The organism is Clostridium sp. M62/1 (assembly GCF_020736365.1).
Lineage (GTDB): Bacteria > Bacillota > Clostridia > Lachnospirales > Lachnospiraceae > Otoolea > Otoolea saccharolyticum_A.
Map to the genome: position 1 here is coordinate 304,223 of NZ_CP085988.1, position 18,090 is coordinate 322,312.

Here is an 18,090-nt window from a genome sequence, read left to right on the forward strand (position 1 = left end):
CATGAGGCCGGGCCGCTCTTTTCGTGTGTCCGGCCTTATTCATGTGATTTTGACTGAAAAATTTATCATGGATAAATCGCAAATTTTTTTGATTAGCAGCGGACAAGTGGGAACCAGAGCGTTATAATAATGGTGGAAGTCATAATACATTTTGTCGGCTGCGGAAAGGAGGACAAATGGATCAGGCTGCAAAATGTACGCAAAGAGATACCCCAAAGTCAAGGACCTACACAGTTGAAGATGTGGCCGCTATGCTGAATATCGGCCGTACTTCTGCTTATAACCTTGTAAAAGAGGGGCATTTCAAGACCGTTCGAGTTGGTAATGCCATACGAATTTCCAAAAAATCATTTGACGAATGGTTAGATGCTTTAGTCCTCTAACCGGAAAGGAAGATCGTATATGGCATCCATCATCAAACGTAAAAAAGCATATTCTGTTGTTTATAATTATACTGACGAAAACGGAAATACCAAGCAGAAATGGGAAACATGGCATACCCATAAAGAAGCCCTGAAACGGAAAGCGGAGATTGAAAACCAGCAAAACAACGGTACGTTTCTTCCTCCGAACAATCAGAAGTTATCTGATTTTCTCTATGATTTTGTTTCCACTTATGGGGCAAAGAAATGGGGCGTTTCCATGTATGACAGCCAGACGGCCCTGATTGCCAACTATATCAATCCGATTATCGGCGATTTGGAAGTGCAGGCAATCAATCCCCGTGTCGTGGATAAGTACATTCAGACCCTTCAAAAGACGCCTTCTGTTTCCAGGAAGAACCGCAAAGCGCGAACGGAGTTTGTCACGAACCAAACGATTGAAAAAATTATTAAATTGCTTCGATGCGCTTTTAAACAAGCTGTTCGCTGGGAATTGGTCGGTAAAAATCCTTTTGAAAACACCGTGCTTCCTAAGACGGAGTACAAGAAGCGGGATATTTGGAACGCAGATACGATTCGGATTGCATTGGACCAATGCACTGATAATAAGCTGTATATCGCTATGAATCTCGCGTTTGCCTGCTCTCTGCGTATGGGAGAAATCCTTGGTCTGCGGTGGAAGAATGTTTTCATTGAGGACGAACACATCATGGCTGACAATGCCTATATCTACATTGACGCAGAGTTGACACGGGCCTCAAAACAGGCGATTGAAATGCTTGGTGAAAAAGATATTTATTACATTTTCACCCCGCTCATGCCTAATACCAGCACTCGGCTGATCCTGAAAAAGCCGAAAACGGATTCCAGTATACGCAAGGTCTGGCTTCCTAAAACCCTGGCCTATATCCTTCGTGAGTGGAGAAAAGCGCAGGAGGAATTGAAATCATTTCTCGGTGATGAATACCAGGACTTTGATTTGGTAGTTGCTCTGCCTAACGGCAGGCCGTGTGAAAATCGGATCATCGAGAAAGAGTTTTCAATCCTGAAAGAGAAGGCTGGGCTGCCTAACGTGGTATTTCACTCTCTCAGACATTCCAGCACTACTTACAAGCTGAAGCTCAACCACGGGGACCTGAAGGCCACACAGGGCGATACAGGCCATGCAGAGATTGATATGATTACGAAGGTATATGCACATATCCTGGACGAAGATCGCAAGGTGAACGCTCAGAAGTTTGAGAACGCTTTCTATGCGATCAACAGGGATCTGAAAAATGTGCAGCCTCCGCAGGAACAGCCAGCGGCACCAACCTTAGACCTCTCCGCACTGATTGAACAGCTTCAAAAATCTCCGGAGCTGGCACAAACACTGGCGGCACTGATTGGGCAGCAAAATCAGGGGTTGAAAGCGAATTAGCAAAAAGCCCATTTTTGTTAGCAAGGACGAGATTTTTGTTCGAGTCCAATTAGCAAAATATTCATTGTAACTCATAAACAAACAAATCACCTTATATGCGGTATGATGGTTTTAGAGACAAAGGTTCGGATAAACAAGAAACGCCGAAAACCTTGATAAATCAAGACTTTCGGCGGAGTTTTTGGCGTCCCAGAGAGGATTTGAACCTCCGACCCCACGCTTAGGAGTTCGCCCCAGTCTGCTAATTGCTTCGTAACCAAACACAAGGAAACCCAAGTATTCGTAGGCTTTTCGCCTGTTTTATTCACAGCGATTCCAAAGGGTTTTATAGCTGAAATAACCTCTTTTTTTGCCCTCTGATTGGCAAGCGATTAGCTAAACCACCGGGAAAAGTTGATTGTTACACTGTAAAATATTATAAAGCTAAGACAAGGAAAAAGCAAGGTGGCTAAGTGAACCAAACCTTGCTTTTGTGTTTGTTATAATGATTTTGCCAGCGTTTTCAGGAGCGTTGCCATCTCTGGATTTTTGAGAAGCCGTAAGAGAAGTTCCTGATCCGGGTCTTTCTGTGATTCGCTGTTCTCGGTTGCTGCCTGCTCAATGGAGCGAACATGAAGCCCGTCCAATTCATCCTCCGTTTTATGCCCTGAATAAAAGGCATCTTCAAAGCGCTTGGCATTGATCCGCCTGTCCTCGTCGATAATGTGAGAGTAAACATCTGCCACCATCTTTAACTGGGCGTGTCCTGAATCGCCCTGCACGGATTTCATGTCACCGCCGTTTAGTTTCAGCTTATAGGTAATACTGCTGTGGCGGAGGCTGTGGAAAACTACCTTGGGCAATCCATTGTCCTCAATCAGCTTGTTCAGCGCCCGGTTGATTACCTGTCCTTCAATGGGCGTTCCCATTGGGGAACAGAATATCAAACCATAGTCCGTGTATTCATCCCCAAAAAGCTCCTTCAATTCATTCTGCTCTGCTTGTCGTTTCAGCAGCATTTCCGCAACGGTTTTGGGAAGAAATACTTTCCGAATACTGGTCTTGGTTTTTGGCTCTTTCAGAACAAGAGCCGTATGTTTGGACACCAGGATGGACGGAAAAACTTTTATCACGCCTTTCCCATCCAGCATTTCCAGCGATTGTTTTTGTACTCGCTGTAATTCTTTGTTGACGAAGATGCTGGCGCAATCCTGAGAAATACTCTCGGCTGAAATGTCAATGCAGTCCCAGGTAAGTGCGAGCATTTCTCCCATACGGAGTGAACAGGAAAATGCCAGATTCAACGCCAATGATAAATTATCATCGTCACACAGTTCCAACGCATGGAATAAAGTGTCCGCAGTCCAGATTTCTCTCGGCTTTGCTTCACACTTCGGAAGTGTAGCATTCAGCACAGGATTCCTGGAGATCATTTCCCACTTCACAGCCTGGTTAAAAGCGTTCCGCAGGATTTTATGTATTTCTTTCACGGTTCTCGGAGAAAGATATTCATTCCGGGATGATTGGTAAGGACGGGGCTTTGATTTTACGGTCAACAGATTCCGGTAATATTGGTCCATCACTCGCGGCGTAGCCTGTTCCAGTTGCATATCGCCAATAATCGGATTGATGTAGTTATCAATCAAAGCGCGTCTGCTCTCATAAGTGGATAACGCCCAGGTATTTACCCCATAAATGTTGATATATTCCTCCAAAAGTTCCCGGATCGTCTTGGCTGTCGGTGCGATAAAGGTTCCGGTGCTTTGCTGATACTCAATTTGAGCCTTTCTCTTTTTCGCTTCAGCTTGAGATGCAAATGTTTCCCACCGCTGGCGCTTCACACCGTTTTCGTCTATGCAGTTATAAACCACAGAATACTTGCTTTTTCTCTTAACAATGGATGCCATCTTTATCACCTCCATCAACAGCTGAAACAATCCGGTATTTGTTCTGACCCTCATACCAGCGATCAAAACTGTCTTTGCGAATCAGTTTGGTGCGGGGCGTCTGAATTGTCTCAAAGCATCCTTTCTGAACTAAATAGTAAACATTGTTCCGGTGAATCCCCAATATGCGCGCTACTTCTGGCATTGTAAGGGTTTCTCCGAATTTCTGGCTGTCGGCTTGCTGGTCTGCTACTGTGCGGTAAAAAGCCTGAGATTCATACCACGCCCAAAAACTTGCGCGGTCAATCCGGGACTTATTATCCACATGAATTACCTGGAATGGCTTCTTTTTCAACAGGTCATACAGTGTGGCGTCCTGCATCCCTAAAAGGGAGGCGGTTTCCCGAATAGACATCGTGGTTTTCTCCCACTTGGAGCCGGGAGCTTCACCGTTTACTTTTTTATAGTGAAACTGTCCGGCATACCATTCTTCAAAGCTGTCCAGCATAATCCTCATTCTGCCAGCAGCCGTAATGGTCCGAAATCGGTTCTGGTGAACCAGCCAATAGGCTTCTACTTTCTTTAACCCTAAGATTTGGCGCATTTCTCTGACGGAAATACTGGTCTTGCTTTTGGGGGAAGGGGTGAGGTTACTCATACGCATCACCCCCATTCCCGTGGTCCAGCCATTCATCAAAACTCTTTTTAGAAATCCGAATCTGGCCGCCGACCCGAATACTGCGAAAATAGTTTTTCTTAATCAGCGCATAAGCTGTAGGACGGCTGATGTCTAAAATATCCTGAATCTCCGGGACAGTATAGGTGCGTTTCTGATCGGGAACGCCCACCTGCTCCGGCTTCAAGGCAATCGTCAAATTACTCATGGATATGGTCTCCTTTCAAAATAGGATAACAGCTGTTATGTCTATATTGTAAGGGATAAAAACCGTATAATCCATGTTGTCGATTACCCTCGCGGTATCCTTGACAAATTAGATTTGATTGTCCAGCCAAGCGTCAAAGCTGGCCTTCGATACCCGGATGTTTCGTCCAATGCGGATACTGTGAAAAAGATTCTTCTTGATCAGCGCATAAGCTGTTGGCTGACTGATTCCAAGAATGTCCTGGATTTCATCAACCGTATAAGTTCGTTTCTCAGAGGTGCATTGAACCTGCATCGCCTCTGTTTGACGGTTCATCTCAGCGATTTTTTCTTCAAACATAAAACAACCTCCCTTTGGTTATTTCAGAGCATCGTTTTGCTCCGAATGATCTTTTTTATAACATAAGAGCTTTGACAGCCCTACACTGATCGCCAAAGCTCTATCGACCTCATTCATAGAGGATTTTTTCAGTTTTCCGATGTACCTCTTTAATCGGCGCTTGTCCAATGTCCGCAGCTGCTCTAAAAGCACAATCGATGACGCCGTTTTTTCTCCGCCTTCATACAGATAACAATGGGTAGGCAGCTTCGTTTTTGTGCCTGTTGTAATCGGCGCTACAATAACCGTAGGACTATACCGATTTCCAATATCATTTTGAATAATCAGGACAGGACGAAAACCGGATTGCTCCGATCCGAAAACAGGATCAAGATTTGCATAGTACATCTCACCTCGCAAATATCTCCTCATGGTTTCGGCCTCCTTTCAAACCGGACCTATGTAAAAGCAGCTGTATGAGAGAATTGCACTGCCATAGCTGAACAAAGATTTCATACAGCTGCCTTTCGAAAAATATGTGTTCTCATTCTATTTGCCACGCGCCCCGAATGAGAGGGGACATTCCCGGTCTCCGCTGGCGCGGCTGTCATAACTCCGCAGCGTCGTTTTACTCGTGCGCCGCAGGGTTCCCCCCAAGTCTTTAGGAGGCCGTGAGGAAGTATCTTTAAGCCCCCATGCAGTCACCGCGCTCCGAAATGCCGCTTTCGGGTATCAGACTGACGTAGATCGCTCGGAACAGTCCTGTTCATCACCTCCTGGGGCTGTCCATCTTCGCGGCGCACCTGATTCGCTCGTACATGGGTTATGTACCGGAAATGCCATCTATTCAGTTGTCAAGCTGCAAAGAAGGACCAAAAGAAGATAGGTCCCTTCAATGCGTAGGCGTTGAGAAAGGCCATTTGTTAAGCGTTTTTCAAATATTTTTTTATTTTTTTGAGCTTTTGAGTAATGGCACTTCGGGAACAACTCCAAAGATGCGCCACATCCGTCTGCCGGTATCCATCCACAAGCAGCAAGGTCAGCAATTCCAAATCTTCCGGCGGCAATTTACAAAGCCGCTGGAATAACTTTTCATCCTCCACAGCCGACAACCAGCCATATCGTGTATGGTCAATATCTCCAGTATCCCAGCGAGAGGAAAGAGAATCAAATTTTTGGAACAGGCTGGATTGTTCGCTATCATCCTCATACTGTTCAGTTGGCAGTGCCTGGGTCCGGTTCCCAAAAATCCTTTGGCTGCAAAACCAAGCCCAATCATATTCCTTCATGGCGGCAATCTGTTCTTCGTTCATACCAGCGGTGCGGTACTCCTGCTCCAGCTGCTCCCATTCTTTATCAAATTTTCGTTTTTCGATTCCATAATGAAATCCCATAGCTTACCTCCGTTTCGATTCACAGGCGGTTGACGAGTGAATCGAAAGGCGGCGGAGATCGGCAATGGCATAACGCAGGGGACTTTCTTAAAAAATGGCAAACAAAAACACCAGTGGGTCCCCAAGACCAACTGGTGCAGTTACAGGCACATAGGCAATATGTATGATACGCACTATTTAGAACGGTTGATAATGCGTTCCATGCGCCACAAATAATTTGTTGATGCCAGCGGCTTTTTTTGACAAGCCACCGGAACTGCCAAACTTAATCCAAATCAAAAAAGCTCCTATCATAACTGCCTCCTCTACAGCAGCTATGACGGAGCATAAAGATCAGCCTTGTTATAGATGCCGTTTTTTTATATGGCACATAACAAGGTTTTTTATTCAGCTTTTAACGGCCTATAATCGCATATAGATACGCATTATCAAGGGATTCAACAGCAAAAATACGCACGATAGAATATACTTGAGGTGATTGATAATGCAGGATAGCGACTTTTTGTATTTAGGTCAGTGTGTGCGTGATGCGAGAAAGCGATGTGGTTTGACCCAACAGGAACTGGCAGATCGATCCGGGATGGGGCTTCGGCATATCCAAAACATTGAGTATGGACTTGTAAACCCGTCTTATGAATGCCTCGATGCCCTTGTTAAGAGCCTTGGCATATCTGCCAACCTGTTATTTCATCCAGATATGTCAGAGCAGGACATTGAACTTGAGCGTTTCATCGGGAAATACCTGTCTTGTACGGAGGAAGAGCGCCAGATTTTACTCCGTACAGCGGAATTTATGTCAGATCAATTCCTGGAACGTCATCACACGGAACAACCTACATCTGAAGATTCTGAGTAAAGCTGGTAAACCGGAAATTTCTGTTTTGCCAGCTTTTCTTGTTCATCGTAACAGAACACAATCGTATTTCTCTGTAAAAACGCTTTAATTGCACACTAATTTTTCGACTTTTCTCAACAAAAACAGTCATGGCGAAACACCATGACTGTTTTTTATAACGGTTTGGCAGCAAAAATATATCCTAAGCTGGAGACGGTTTGTATGTAAATAGGATGGTCCTTATCTGGCTCAATTTTCTGACGGATTCTACTTATAGTATTGGTGATTGCTGTCAGGCAGCTCTCACTATCCTCATGCCACACACTTTGAAAGATTTGCTCTTTACTGCACAGCCAGCCGGGATGTTGTGCTAAAAATACTAAGACGCCATACTCATACTTTGATAAAGAAACATCTTTCCCATCTCGAAGCACCCGTCGTTGATTCAATCTGATTTCTAAACCTGGATAGGACAATATGGAAGAAGTGAGAGGATATTCATGCCATTGCCCATGATCCTGCCAGACCATCAAAGAATTTTCTACTGTGTTTCCCGACTCCTCCGTAATACGGGCAATGATTTCAATTTTTCTTATATTACCTCACCTCACTGCACATTGGTTTTATCATTTAGGAAAATAGACTTTGATTGCCACTTATATGTTCTTTCCCATCATATAAGCATCTCTCATATATCGAGTGTCTTTTACTGCTCCAGCCTCATAGATACCTTTCGCTTCAATATATCCCATCTCTTTTGCTCCATTTAGGCAAGCTGCAAAACCACGAAAGCACTCCAGCGTACAGTCCATAACAGTATCGCTATCTTCAGCAGCGGTCATAATGTAGTAGAACTCTTTGTCCGGGATGTCTGTCCACCGAGCCACAGAACGGTCAATAAGTGCCTTCATTTGGGCATCAATAGAATAGAAATAGACTGGACTTGCCATAACAATTACATCTGCGGCCTGCATTTTGTCCAAAATCTCGCCCATGTCGTCATAAACGGCACACTTTCCACTACTTTTCTTGCAATAATAACAGGCATTGCAGGGGGCAATCTTTTTGCTGCGAATAAATATTTTCTCTACCATGTTTCCAGCATCCTGCGCACCGCGCATAAATTCGTCGCAAAGCAAGTCGGAATTCCCGCTCTTTCGTGGGCTACCTGATAAAATCAAAACATTTTTACTCATATTGCTTTTCTCCTTGTCGTTATATCTGATCTTGTACTTCCTGCACCCAAGCCACAATTTCCTGCTCAGCATCCTGAATTTGGTTTCGAGAAATGGTCAGGCCCTCCAATACAGCAGCGTCCGGTTCCAGTTCACGGATTGTGTCAATCGTATTGGAAAAACCGCTGCCGCCGTGAGTATTAAAGGGGATGATAGTCTTGCCAGATAAATCGTATTCCTCTAAGAAGGTATAGAGGATCATAGGCATATCACCCCACCAGTTCGGATAGCCCAAATAGATCACATCATAGTTTTCCATATTGTCCACTTGTGACGCAATCGCAGGACGGACTTGTTGATCCTGTTCTTCCGCAGCCTGATCCACCAGTGTATCGTGGTCCAGAGGATAAGGCTCTTCTGCTTCAATGCGGAAAATATCTGCCCCGGTCTGCTCTTGAATGATATATGCCATATACTGTGTGTTGCCTAACACCTCACCGTCGATTACAACCGTACTGTTTTCTTCCTCATCCGTCATATTGTCAGGCTCATCCGTTTCCGGCAAAGAAAAATAAACCACTAACGAACGATTTATATTTTCAGCTTCTGTGGCATCCGAGTTTTCTGAAGATACAGGTTTCTCCTGCTGAGAAGAACCGTTCTCTGACACAGGCGTATTGCTGGCTGATGGTTTTGTGCCGCAGGCCACAAGGCTCAACAGCAATACCACGGTTAATATAAACGAGCTGATCTTTTTCATCTATTTTCCTCCTCAAAAACATTCATTAAAAATTTCCAGGATTTCTTCCGGCGTCATTTTCTTATAGCTGCCGGACACAATGGCACAGGAATCAGCAATCTCTTTTAGTGTATCTTGATTTTCCAATCCCAACTCCCTCAAAGTAGTAGGTAGCCCCAGTTCTCGAATAAACGCTGCCAGCGCATCCACACCGGCAAGTGCCAGTTCACTTTCTGTTTTGCCAATGGGGTCAATACCCCAAACGCGAATAGCAAAACGGGCAAATTTTTCTTTTCCCGCCTCACAGATATGCCGGTAATAACCCGGATGTAGAACTGCCAGCCCTGCACCGTGGTTACAATCGGTATAAGCGCCTAACTGATGTTCCATCATGTGACATTGGAAATCCGTTCTTTTTCCCAACTTGATGATACGGTTCTCAGCCATTGTAGCTTCCCACATCAAATTGCTTCGCGCAGTATAGTCTTTTGGGTTTTTGACCGCAGCCCGAAGATCGCGGATCACACCACGCATCAGAGCCTCTGCCACATCATCAGACACATTTTCTTCATTCGGCTCGCTGAAATAAATCTCCATAATGTGACTCAACGTGTCGAAACCACCGGATACCATCTGAAACTTGGGAACCGAGAAAGTATAGACGGGGTCCATCAAGGCAAATTTGGGATTACACTTGGGATAATCACGCCCTGACTTAATTTTCAGTGCCTCGTTGGTAATGACCGCGCCGCCGTTCATCTCACTGCCGGTGCCGGATGCAGTAACCACTACGCCCAAGGGCAGAGGTTCAAAATCAATCACACCCAGAGATGCCCAATAATCCTTCCATACATCTCCATTGTAAACAGCTGCCAAAGAGATTGCCTTGCAGCAGTCCATCACACTTCCGCCGCCTACACCCAGGATAAGATCAATGTGATTTTTCCTAGCTAATTCAGCTCCCTCCAGCACTTTAGCATAAGTAGGATTTGGCATGATACCGCCGAACTCCACTACATTTTTTCCAGCATTTATCAGAATAGCAGTGATTTCATCGTACACACCGTTATGCTTAATGGAGCCACCTCCATAGGCCAGCATCACATTGGGACCGTACTTGCTGGCAAAACAGCTCAGATATTCTTTCACGCATCCCTGTCCTAAGATAGCCTTCGTAGAATTTTCAAAAATAAAGTTGTTCATCTGTGTTTATTCCTCCATTTGCTTTTCCCAAAAGGCAACCGCCTCGTCAAGCCACCCCTCTGCAACTGTTCCTGTCCCAATACCAAACCCATGAGGTAGTCCGGGGTAATGATGGAACTCTGTATCAATTCCCAGAGCGTTCATGGCATCCAAACGTCTCTGCATTGTGTGCCAGTTTGCAATCCAATCCTGTTCTCCTACACAAGCATAGGTAGGCGGATCGTTCTCTGCATATTCACTATGGCTGGTGTATTGCATAATAACTGTTCCGGGGCGGGGCAGTTTGTCGCCGCCAAATGCAGCAGGACCATAGGACCCCAACCAGGCTGCCATCCGTGCCCCCGCAGAGCCGCCCCAAAGAGAATAGCAACCAGTGTCCACTTCCAGTTCCTCTGCATGGTCAAAAATGAAAGTAATCGCCCTTGCTAAATCTTCACAGGCAGTCTGGGCGCCAGGCCGATAAATCAACGCAAAAGCATTGTACCCCTTTTTCGATAATTCCAGTGCATGGGGAAAGCTGTCCTGCATGGCTCCCACATAGGCAAAGCCGCCGCCTGCGTTACAAACAGCAAATTTTTCTCCAGGCTCTCCCTTGAAAAAGAACAAGCCTGTGTTCTCCTTGTCAGGATCAGCCGCTTTTTCTTCCTCTGAATAAATATCGTAAAAAATGGTTTCCCCTGCACAAGCCCGGTCGTATAAGGTATTGATGATTTCCACCGTTGTTTGTGGGTTTATGTAGTTGTACCAGGTGAGCTGAAGCTCTCCCAATGTGTCTCCGCTGGTATATCCATTGTCAACAGGGAAAAGTAAGTTTCCATAATCTCCAAATGCCGGAGCAGAAATGACATCAGCAATCGGAGTAGTCACATCAAAAGTAACCTTTTCCTCATCACTACTGATAGCAGACAGGATTGTCTCGTTATCAACCTGTTTCATTTCCTGCTCTCCACATCCGAATAAAACCATCAGTAATACAAGGATACCGGCAATCAAAATGGCTTTTATCCCAATCCTCAGTATCCCTCGGTCGGTAAACATTCCCTCAATCCTCAATCCGGAAAGCTGCCAGAAGCCTGTCTGATACGCCATCCGCATCCGGGTTGTGAGAACCCTTGCCAGTGTCCAATGCACGCAGCGTCTCCATCTCATCTGCGGTCAATTCAAAATCAAAAAGGTCCAGATTACCGGCAATGCGCTCAGGGGTGACAGATTTCGGCAGCACGATAACACCCTCCTGTACCTCAAAGCGGAGAATAATCTGACCTGCGTTTCTGTGATACTTTTCTGCCAGAGCACCAATCACAGGGTTAGTGAGCAGTTCAGAATTGCCGTGGCCCAAAGGAGACCATGCTTCCAACACTGTTCCGTCCTTAGCTACCAGTTCACGCAGCTCCTTCTGCTGAAAGAAGGGATGGAACTCCACCTGATTGACTGCGGGTTTCGTGTCAAATTGCGGAACGAATTGATTCCAGATATTCGGCGTCATATTACTTACGCCGATGGAACGCAGCGTTCCTTCCACCTTAGCTTCTTCTAATGCTTTCCACGCCCCCGGTACATCACCATAAGGCTGGTGGATCAGGTACAGATCGATGTAGTCCAGGCCCAACTTTCTCAGAGAACGAGCAATGCCCCGTTTTGCGCCCTCATAGCCGTGATCTTGCAGCCAAAGTTTACTGGTAACAAAAATCTCGTCACGAGGGATGCCACTGTCCCGAACAGCTTTTCCCACATCTTCCTCATTGAAATAGGCGGCTGCCGTGTCGATATGACGATAACCTGCTTTCAAGGCCGTAAGGACTGCTTCATAAGTCGGTCCTCCGTTCTCAACCATAAATACTCCAAATCCCACAGCAGGGATTTGATGTCCGTCATTCAGTGTAATTTTCTTCATCTGATCTTCCTCCTAATTTTTTGTACTACTCAAATCATCTTTTTTGCCCAAGCCGCAACTTTTCTTTCTGAACCTGCTGCCTCACTTCCTGTAATTGCCAACCCTTTTTCCACTATTGCACCGGCACAAGTACGTTTCAGGTCGCGTTCACTATTACCCATACCGCTTCCTTCATTGGTGCAGAAAGGAATGATCCGTTTGCCAGTCAAGTCATAATGTTCTAAAAAGGTAAATACAGCCATAGGACAGGTTCCCCACCAGTTGGGATAACCCACAAAAATAGTATCGTAGCCATCCAGGTTATCCAAATATGCTTTCAGTTCCGGTCGTGCATTGGCCTGTAATTCGGATTGTGCTTCCTCTGTGCAGGCGTTATAGTTGGCGGAATAAGACTTCACTGTGTCAATTTCAAACAGGTCTCCGCCAACTGCGTTCTGAATAAATTCTGCTGCATAGGCGGTGTTCCCCTTGGCAATACTACGGATACTTCCACCAAAGTAATTCTCTCCTTTGCGGGAATAATAAACTGTTAAAATATGTTCCAATTTTATCTCTCCTTAATGATTTATTTGGCGCTATGCCCACCAAAGACTTCAAAATCCATAGTTTCCAATTTCGTATCAATCACAGTGACTTCCTCCTGCGTCAGCTGGATATTGCCTGCTTCAAAATTCTCACGCAGCCGTTCCGGCTTTCGTGAACCGGGAATCGGAATGATATAAGGCTTTTTGCAGATCATCCATGCCAAAGAAAGCTGCCCCATAGTGGCGTGTTTTTCTTCTGCCATAGTGGTCAGTAATGACAGCAATACCTTAGCTTTCTCATACCCCGCTTCTGTGTACTGCGGCATACTGGCACGGTAATCCTGGCTGCCTTCAAACTTGGTGGAAGGAGTATATTTCCCAGTCAGGAATCCATTTGCCATCGGAGAAAAGGCCACATAAGCCACATTCAATTCTTCGCAGGCAGGGAAGATACTCTCATGCCAGCGTGCCATCATGGAATAGCGGTTTTCAATAGCGGTCACCGGACAGACTGCATGGGCACGGCGCAGATATTCATCAGTCGTTTCCGAGATACCCCAGTATCGAATCTTGCCTTCCTTTATCAGCTGAGCCATCGTTTCGGCTACCACTTCCGGTTCCACTTTAGGATCAATCCGATGCTGGTAATAAAGGTCAATATAATCCGTCCCCAATTTTCTTAAGCTGCCCTCCACGCTTTTGCGGATGGTTTCCGGGCTGCTGTCCAACCGCAATGAGCGGTCGTCGTTATGCCCAACGCCCATCTTGGTGGCGATGATTACTTTGTCCCGTACACCGTGAAGTGCCTTGCCCACCAGTTCCTCATTGTAAGAGATACTGCCGTCTGGAAATACGCCGGTATAGGCTTCTGCGGTATCGAAGAAGTCATAGCCCATTTCATAAGCCTGCCGCAAAGTATTTACGGCGGTGTCGGGATCAGTAGGATCACCAGAAGCATGGCTAAATCCCATGCAGCCCAAACCAACAGGATTCACATAAAGTTCACTGTTGCCTAATCTTCTTTTTTCCATTTATAAACGCTCCTTTTTTTAATTTCTGGATATGTTTTTATACTTTTATTATAAATTGATTGGGGAACAATCAGAAGTTCCGATTCGTTTATCAGTATCAAGTCTAAGGTTATAGCTAAAAACACCTGCAAAAATTTTGCAGGTGTTTCCAAAAAAATATTTACTTAAGATTCCAAACGGCAGACGGTTGCTACTGCGTTTAGAAATTCAGTCACCTCTTTTGAGGGAGTTGGAGAATGGAGCAGCCCAAAAGGAATTTCATGTTTCCAATCTACTGGTATAACTTTTAGAAGCGGATGGACATTCTCCCATTGAGGAACAGCCATCAGAAGCGCATTTTCATGCTCACAACGATTAAATGCCTCCAAATTGTAAAAAGAAAAATCTTCAATTTGAACTTTTGGATGATGCTCCCACAGATCATCCCGCAGCTGGTCGGTATATTTACTCCAGTTCCGCTTCATCAGCATCAGCTTTTGTCCGTACAGATCTTCAATGATCAATCTCTTTTTATGGGCCAGCGGATGGTAGATAGATAGCGCACAGCAGATAGGAACGCGCATCAGTTCCAATGCGGCACAATTTCGCAGATTCAACATGGTTTCATCAAAAATCCCAGCTACTACATCTATATTTTGTCCCAGGTTTTTCAAAATCTCTCTGGCATTCTCGGGCGTATTTTCAAAGTTGACAATCTCAAATTTCAATCCAGGCGATACCTTGTGGATCTGAGGCCACATTTCCATCAAAAACCGGCAGGGTGTCATCAAAGAGCTCCCCAGCCGAATCATGTTCCGATTACTCTGCATGGCATTTTGGGCGCGCACCTGAGCATCTTTGGCATACTGGATCATATATTTTGCGTCCTGGTAATAGGATTTTCCGGCGTTCGTAAGAATCAACCCGCGTGGCGTGCGGTCAAACAAACGCACCTCTAAGCGTTCCTCCAGCAGATTGATCTGCTTCATAACTGCTGTTGGAGATATGAACAGTATCTCGGCTGCTTTTGAAAAGCTTCCGGCATCAGCTACTTGAATAAATGTATCTAATTGATGGTTATACACAAAGTCCTCACCGCCTTTCCTTCTTTGCTCTTATTTTATCATAAAAACCAGTCAAAAGGGAAAACCATTCAGACCGTCGGTTGTAATGGTCCGTAATAATAGCTTGCAGTAGCGCCTCCGTCACACATAAAGTCTGCCCCAGTGATAAAGGCTCCCTTATTACTCATCAAAAGTTCCGCTACATTGGCAACTTCATCCGCTGTTCCGGGACGGCCTGCCGGACATTTTGCAAACATATTTTTATAAAAATCACCGCGCGGACCATTCAATTCATCCAGTGCAAGAGGTGTCACGATAATACCGGGAGAAATGGAATTTAGTCTTGCACCTCGTTCTCCCCATTTTACTGCCTCTGCCATCACACGCTTTTCGTTACACCGTTTTGCCATTTGATAGGCATGGAGCGTGTCTTTGATTTTCTCCGGTTGAAGTATATCTAACGCTAAAAGCTCCTCCGTGGGCGTACAGGCCAATAGTCGATCCTGCTCAACAGTCAACTGAGGCATCCGTTTTCCTGACTGGCTGGAGATTGTTACGCCCGCACCGCCCGGTGCGATTACCTTTCCTACTTCTTCTAGCAACACGGCTGTTCCATACAAATCCACCCTCAAAATCGCTTCAATCGGGGCTTGGCTTGGGGATACTCCCGCCGCATTGACCATCATCTTGATCTCGCCATACTGTTGTGCTTTTCCAATCATATTCAGGATAGATTCTCTGTTAGACAAATCCATTTCCATTGCTTCTACATCGTAGCCAGCCTGATTCATAGTATTCGCAATATTTTCAGCATTTTCTATCTTTTTATCGCCAGCGATGATTTTCATTCCATATCCGATCCGCCTGGCAATCGCCATGCCAATTTGACCGGCTCCAGTTAAAAGCATTACTTCTTTTTTCATAGTCTCACCTTCCCAACTTTTCCTCATTTGCGTAAACTTCCTTTGCCATACGAAATGCCGCCCATGCTTTGGGCCAACCGGCATAGAAAGCCGCATGGGTTAAAATTTCCGCCATTTCCTCTTTGGTAACACCGTTTTTCTTTGCCGTTTCCAGATGGTATCGAAAAGAACTGTCCACCAACCCTTGTGCCATCAGGGATACTACTGTAACAATACTGCGATCCCGCAAGGAAAGCTGCTGTTCCCGGCTCCACACTTCTCCGAACAGCACATCATCGTTGAGTTCCGCAAATTTGGGGGCAAATTCTCCAAGCGCATCCCTGCCTGCGATTTGTTTTACTGCCATATTCGTCCGTCTCCTTTTTGATTTATTTCAACGTTTCATACTCTACGTCGGAAACTGGTTCACACCATTCATTTTTGCACTCAGTTCCCGGAACCTCCACTGCCAGATGTGCAAACCAGGAGTCCGAGGCTGCACCATGCCAATGCTTGACTTCGGCAGGAATGACCACCACATCTCCGGGATGCAGCTCTCTTGCAGGCTGCCCCCATTCCTGATAATATCCCCGGCCTGCGGTGCAAAGAAGGATCTGCCCGCCGCCGCTTTTTGCATGGTGGATATGCCAGTTGTTCCGGCAGCCCGGCTCAAAGGTCACATTTCCGATTGCCACGCCTTCCGTAGTCAGCATATTCAGATAACTCTGCCCTATAAAATATTTACCAAACGCTTCGTTTTTCTCTCCCGTGGGAAAAACGCTGATATTTTTTTCGTCCATTTTATCAAAACCTCCTGCTGTTCTTATTTTTCCATTTTTACTTTGTAACGCAGCCATACACTGCTGCCTTCTTTTATTTCCAGATGTTCCAGCTGGAACCGTACCGGGGAATCCGATGCCAGACCTCCCCGCGTTTCAAACAGTGCAGGCGTTTCGGAAGAGCCGTCTGCCGCCGCAGTCATCACAATGCTCACCTCGTCACACATTCCCGCCTGCATAAAGGACCAGTTCAGGACACCTCCGCCACCCAGCATCAGCGTTTCGATGCCGAACAGCTCTTTCAGCTTTCTCATTGCAATCTCATAGTCCAAATCCTCTGCTCCTGCAATGATGTAAGAGATGCCAAGCCTGCGCAGAAATGCCCGATAAGCGGTGCTGGCCTTTTCTGTTAGGACCTCCAGTACATGGGCGGTGGTATCCTGATAGGTCAGAACACTGCTTTTCCAACCCAGCTTTCCAGACGGATCAACAGAAACATAGTACATTCCCGCACCCGGTTCTGCCACAAAATCTCCATCCGGTACATCCGTTTCGTTTTCTCTAATCTCCGGCTTTTCATAAAATGTAAAATTATCATCTGTGGTAACACGGCCTGAAAGCCACCCCTGATGTTTATAGTACGGATTTTTTCCGAAGGCAATGTTGTAAAATACTTCTCCTGCCGCTTCCCCCTCCGGGGTATCCATATAATTGCCCATGATTTTCCCATCCAGAGAGGTCATCATGTGACAGAAAATATAAGGTCTGTTCATCTTGTTTTGCTCCTTTCTCTGTTACAGTTTACCGCCATAAACAGGGAATACACCAAACTCTCCGTAGTCTTTGATCTGCTCTATGTTCGTCAATATCTGCATATCTTCTTCAGAGATCACAAAATCCACATCTGCATTATCTGCCATGTGATCTTTCTTTTCTGTCTTTGGCAGGGGAAGTAGCCCAAGTTGAAGAGTATAACGGATACAGAGCCTTGCGGCAGACACACCATATTTTTCTGCCATTGCCTGAATTTTGGGATTCTTCAGCACTTCGCCGTGTCCGATGGGGGAGTAGGCTTCGACCAAAATTTCATTTGCCTGATTGTAGGCGATCAGCTCTGCCGGGGTGTTGCTGATATGAACCAGAAGTTGATTGACCATCGGCTTTACCGTGCAGGTGGAAAGGAGGTTTTCCAGATCCTCTTTTTCAAAATTAGATACGCCAATAGCTTTTAATTTTCCCGCATGATAGGCGTCCTCCATCGCTTTCCATGCCTGCCGGTTGCCCTCGTCAAAGCTGCGGACATCTTCCCGAAACTGTGTCCAGGGCTGAGGGCTGTGAATCAGCATCAGGTCGATATAATCCAGTCCCATCTTCTCCAGAGAAGCATCAATCGCTTCAACTGCCTCCTCATAGGTTTTGATCTCCGCCGCCAGCTTGGTGGTCACAAAAATTTCCTGACGCGACAGGCCGCAGGTGTTAACCCCTTCTCCGACACCGCGCTCATTTCCATACGCTTGTGCAGTATCAATATGGCGATACCCTGCACCTACCGCATCCCGGACCGCCTGTGCAGCATTGGCATCCTCTATAAACCATGTGCCAAACCCCAGCTTGGGAATAGACAGACCGTTGGACAGCACATACATTTCTTCTTTTACCATGTGATATTCCTTCCTTCTTGCATTCTTTCTGTTTGCGTGC

At 45.8% G+C, this 18,090-nt stretch carries 23 protein-coding genes; 3 read left to right on the forward strand and 20 right to left on the reverse strand.

Annotation, left to right across the window (positions count from 1 at the left end):
• Positions 1 to 176 precede the first annotated feature (176 nt).
• Together LK436_RS01660 and LK436_RS01665 are read left to right on the forward strand one after the other, a co-directional pair.
• Complete coding sequence (locus tag LK436_RS01660) at positions 177 to 383, forward strand: helix-turn-helix domain-containing protein (protein WP_008394538.1); 207 nt, start codon at positions 177 to 179, stop codon at positions 381 to 383.
• Between the two features lie 19 nt (positions 384 to 402).
• On the forward strand, positions 403 to 1,803 hold the full coding sequence (locus LK436_RS01665) for a site-specific integrase (RefSeq protein WP_008394539.1): 1,401 nt from the start codon (positions 403 to 405) through the stop codon (positions 1,801 to 1,803).
• A gap of 479 nt (positions 1,804 to 2,282) precedes the next feature.
• On the opposite strand, the gene LK436_RS01670 is transcribed toward LK436_RS01665, so the two are convergent.
• From LK436_RS01670 to LK436_RS01695, 6 genes are all read right to left on the reverse strand, one after another.
• Positions 2,283 to 3,689: a site-specific integrase gene (locus LK436_RS01670; RefSeq protein ID WP_044930263.1), complete on the reverse strand. Its 1,407-nt coding sequence runs from the start codon at positions 3,687 to 3,689 to the stop codon at positions 2,283 to 2,285.
• The gene (locus LK436_RS01675) at positions 3,673 to 4,326 is read right to left on the reverse strand and encodes a helix-turn-helix domain-containing protein (protein WP_008394541.1); all 654 of its coding nucleotides are present in this window, start codon (positions 4,324 to 4,326) and stop codon (positions 3,673 to 3,675) included. The genes LK436_RS01670 and LK436_RS01675 overlap by 17 nt, the downstream gene beginning before the upstream one ends.
• Complete coding sequence (locus LK436_RS01680; RefSeq protein ID WP_008394542.1) at positions 4,319 to 4,552, reverse strand: helix-turn-helix domain-containing protein; 234 nt, start codon at positions 4,550 to 4,552, stop codon at positions 4,319 to 4,321. The genes LK436_RS01675 and LK436_RS01680 overlap by 8 nt, the downstream gene beginning before the upstream one ends.
• Positions 4,553 to 4,660: 108 nt before the next feature.
• On the reverse strand, positions 4,661 to 4,891 hold the full coding sequence (locus tag LK436_RS01685; protein WP_008394543.1) for a helix-turn-helix domain-containing protein: 231 nt from the start codon (positions 4,889 to 4,891) through the stop codon (positions 4,661 to 4,663).
• Between the two features lie 18 nt (positions 4,892 to 4,909).
• On the reverse strand, positions 4,910 to 5,302 hold the full coding sequence (locus tag LK436_RS01690) for a type II toxin-antitoxin system PemK/MazF family toxin (RefSeq protein WP_008394544.1): 393 nt from the start codon (positions 5,300 to 5,302) through the stop codon (positions 4,910 to 4,912).
• A 491-nt stretch (positions 5,303 to 5,793) separates the two neighbouring features.
• Positions 5,794 to 6,264: a hypothetical protein gene (locus tag LK436_RS01695; protein WP_008394545.1), complete on the reverse strand. Its 471-nt coding sequence runs from the start codon at positions 6,262 to 6,264 to the stop codon at positions 5,794 to 5,796.
• A 484-nt stretch (positions 6,265 to 6,748) separates the two neighbouring features.
• On the opposite strand from LK436_RS01695, the gene LK436_RS01700 reads away from it, so the two are divergent.
• Positions 6,749 to 7,120, forward strand: coding sequence for a helix-turn-helix domain-containing protein (locus tag LK436_RS01700; protein WP_008394546.1), 372 nt, complete (start codon positions 6,749 to 6,751; stop codon positions 7,118 to 7,120).
• Positions 7,121 to 7,272: 152 nt separating this feature from the next.
• Here the strand turns inward: LK436_RS01700 and LK436_RS01705 are convergent, their stop codons facing one another.
• The 14 genes from LK436_RS01705 to LK436_RS01770 form a co-directional block, all read right to left on the reverse strand.
• The gene (locus LK436_RS01705; protein WP_008394547.1) at positions 7,273 to 7,629 is read right to left on the reverse strand and encodes a winged helix-turn-helix domain-containing protein; all 357 of its coding nucleotides are present in this window, start codon (positions 7,627 to 7,629) and stop codon (positions 7,273 to 7,275) included.
• A 126-nt stretch (positions 7,630 to 7,755) separates the two neighbouring features.
• Positions 7,756 to 8,295 (reverse strand): flavodoxin family protein, encoded by a 540-nt coding sequence (locus tag LK436_RS01710; protein WP_008394548.1) that lies wholly within the window; start codon positions 8,293 to 8,295, stop codon positions 7,756 to 7,758.
• 19 nt (positions 8,296 to 8,314) lie between these two features.
• Complete coding sequence (locus LK436_RS01715) at positions 8,315 to 9,034, reverse strand: flavodoxin (RefSeq protein ID WP_008394549.1); 720 nt, start codon at positions 9,032 to 9,034, stop codon at positions 8,315 to 8,317.
• Between the two features lie 12 nt (positions 9,035 to 9,046).
• Complete coding sequence (locus LK436_RS01720; protein WP_008394550.1) at positions 9,047 to 10,216, reverse strand: iron-containing alcohol dehydrogenase; 1,170 nt, start codon at positions 10,214 to 10,216, stop codon at positions 9,047 to 9,049.
• 6 nt (positions 10,217 to 10,222) lie between these two features.
• The gene (locus LK436_RS01725; RefSeq protein ID WP_008394551.1) at positions 10,223 to 11,254 is read right to left on the reverse strand and encodes an alpha/beta hydrolase; all 1,032 of its coding nucleotides are present in this window, start codon (positions 11,252 to 11,254) and stop codon (positions 10,223 to 10,225) included.
• A gap of 4 nt (positions 11,255 to 11,258) precedes the next feature.
• Positions 11,259 to 12,110 carry an aldo/keto reductase gene (locus tag LK436_RS01730; RefSeq protein ID WP_008394552.1) on the reverse strand — a complete coding sequence of 284 codons (852 nt, stop codon included), beginning with the start codon at positions 12,108 to 12,110 and terminating at the stop codon, positions 11,259 to 11,261.
• Positions 12,111 to 12,139: 29 nt separating this feature from the next.
• The gene (locus LK436_RS01735) at positions 12,140 to 12,655 is read right to left on the reverse strand and encodes a flavodoxin (RefSeq protein WP_008394553.1); all 516 of its coding nucleotides are present in this window, start codon (positions 12,653 to 12,655) and stop codon (positions 12,140 to 12,142) included.
• A 20-nt stretch (positions 12,656 to 12,675) separates the two neighbouring features.
• On the reverse strand, positions 12,676 to 13,665 hold the full coding sequence (locus tag LK436_RS01740) for an aldo/keto reductase (protein ID WP_008394555.1): 990 nt from the start codon (positions 13,663 to 13,665) through the stop codon (positions 12,676 to 12,678).
• Between the two features lie 164 nt (positions 13,666 to 13,829).
• Positions 13,830 to 14,729, reverse strand: coding sequence for a LysR family transcriptional regulator (locus LK436_RS01745; protein WP_008394558.1), 900 nt, complete (start codon positions 14,727 to 14,729; stop codon positions 13,830 to 13,832).
• 68 nt (positions 14,730 to 14,797) lie between these two features.
• Positions 14,798 to 15,631: an SDR family oxidoreductase gene (locus LK436_RS01750; protein WP_044930427.1), complete on the reverse strand. Its 834-nt coding sequence runs from the start codon at positions 15,629 to 15,631 to the stop codon at positions 14,798 to 14,800.
• 4 nt (positions 15,632 to 15,635) lie between these two features.
• Positions 15,636 to 15,977: a carboxymuconolactone decarboxylase family protein gene (locus LK436_RS01755; protein WP_008394560.1), complete on the reverse strand. Its 342-nt coding sequence runs from the start codon at positions 15,975 to 15,977 to the stop codon at positions 15,636 to 15,638.
• A gap of 22 nt (positions 15,978 to 15,999) precedes the next feature.
• Positions 16,000 to 16,410, reverse strand: coding sequence for a cupin domain-containing protein (locus tag LK436_RS01760; RefSeq protein ID WP_044930265.1), 411 nt, complete (start codon positions 16,408 to 16,410; stop codon positions 16,000 to 16,002).
• Positions 16,411 to 16,433: 23 nt separating this feature from the next.
• Complete coding sequence (locus tag LK436_RS01765) at positions 16,434 to 17,162, reverse strand: dihydrofolate reductase family protein (RefSeq protein ID WP_044930266.1); 729 nt, start codon at positions 17,160 to 17,162, stop codon at positions 16,434 to 16,436.
• 21 nt (positions 17,163 to 17,183) lie between these two features.
• Entirely contained in the window at positions 17,184 to 18,050 is an 867-nt protein-coding gene (locus tag LK436_RS01770) for an aldo/keto reductase (RefSeq protein ID WP_008394564.1), read from the reverse strand.
• Between the last annotated feature and the right edge of the window lie 40 nt (positions 18,051 to 18,090).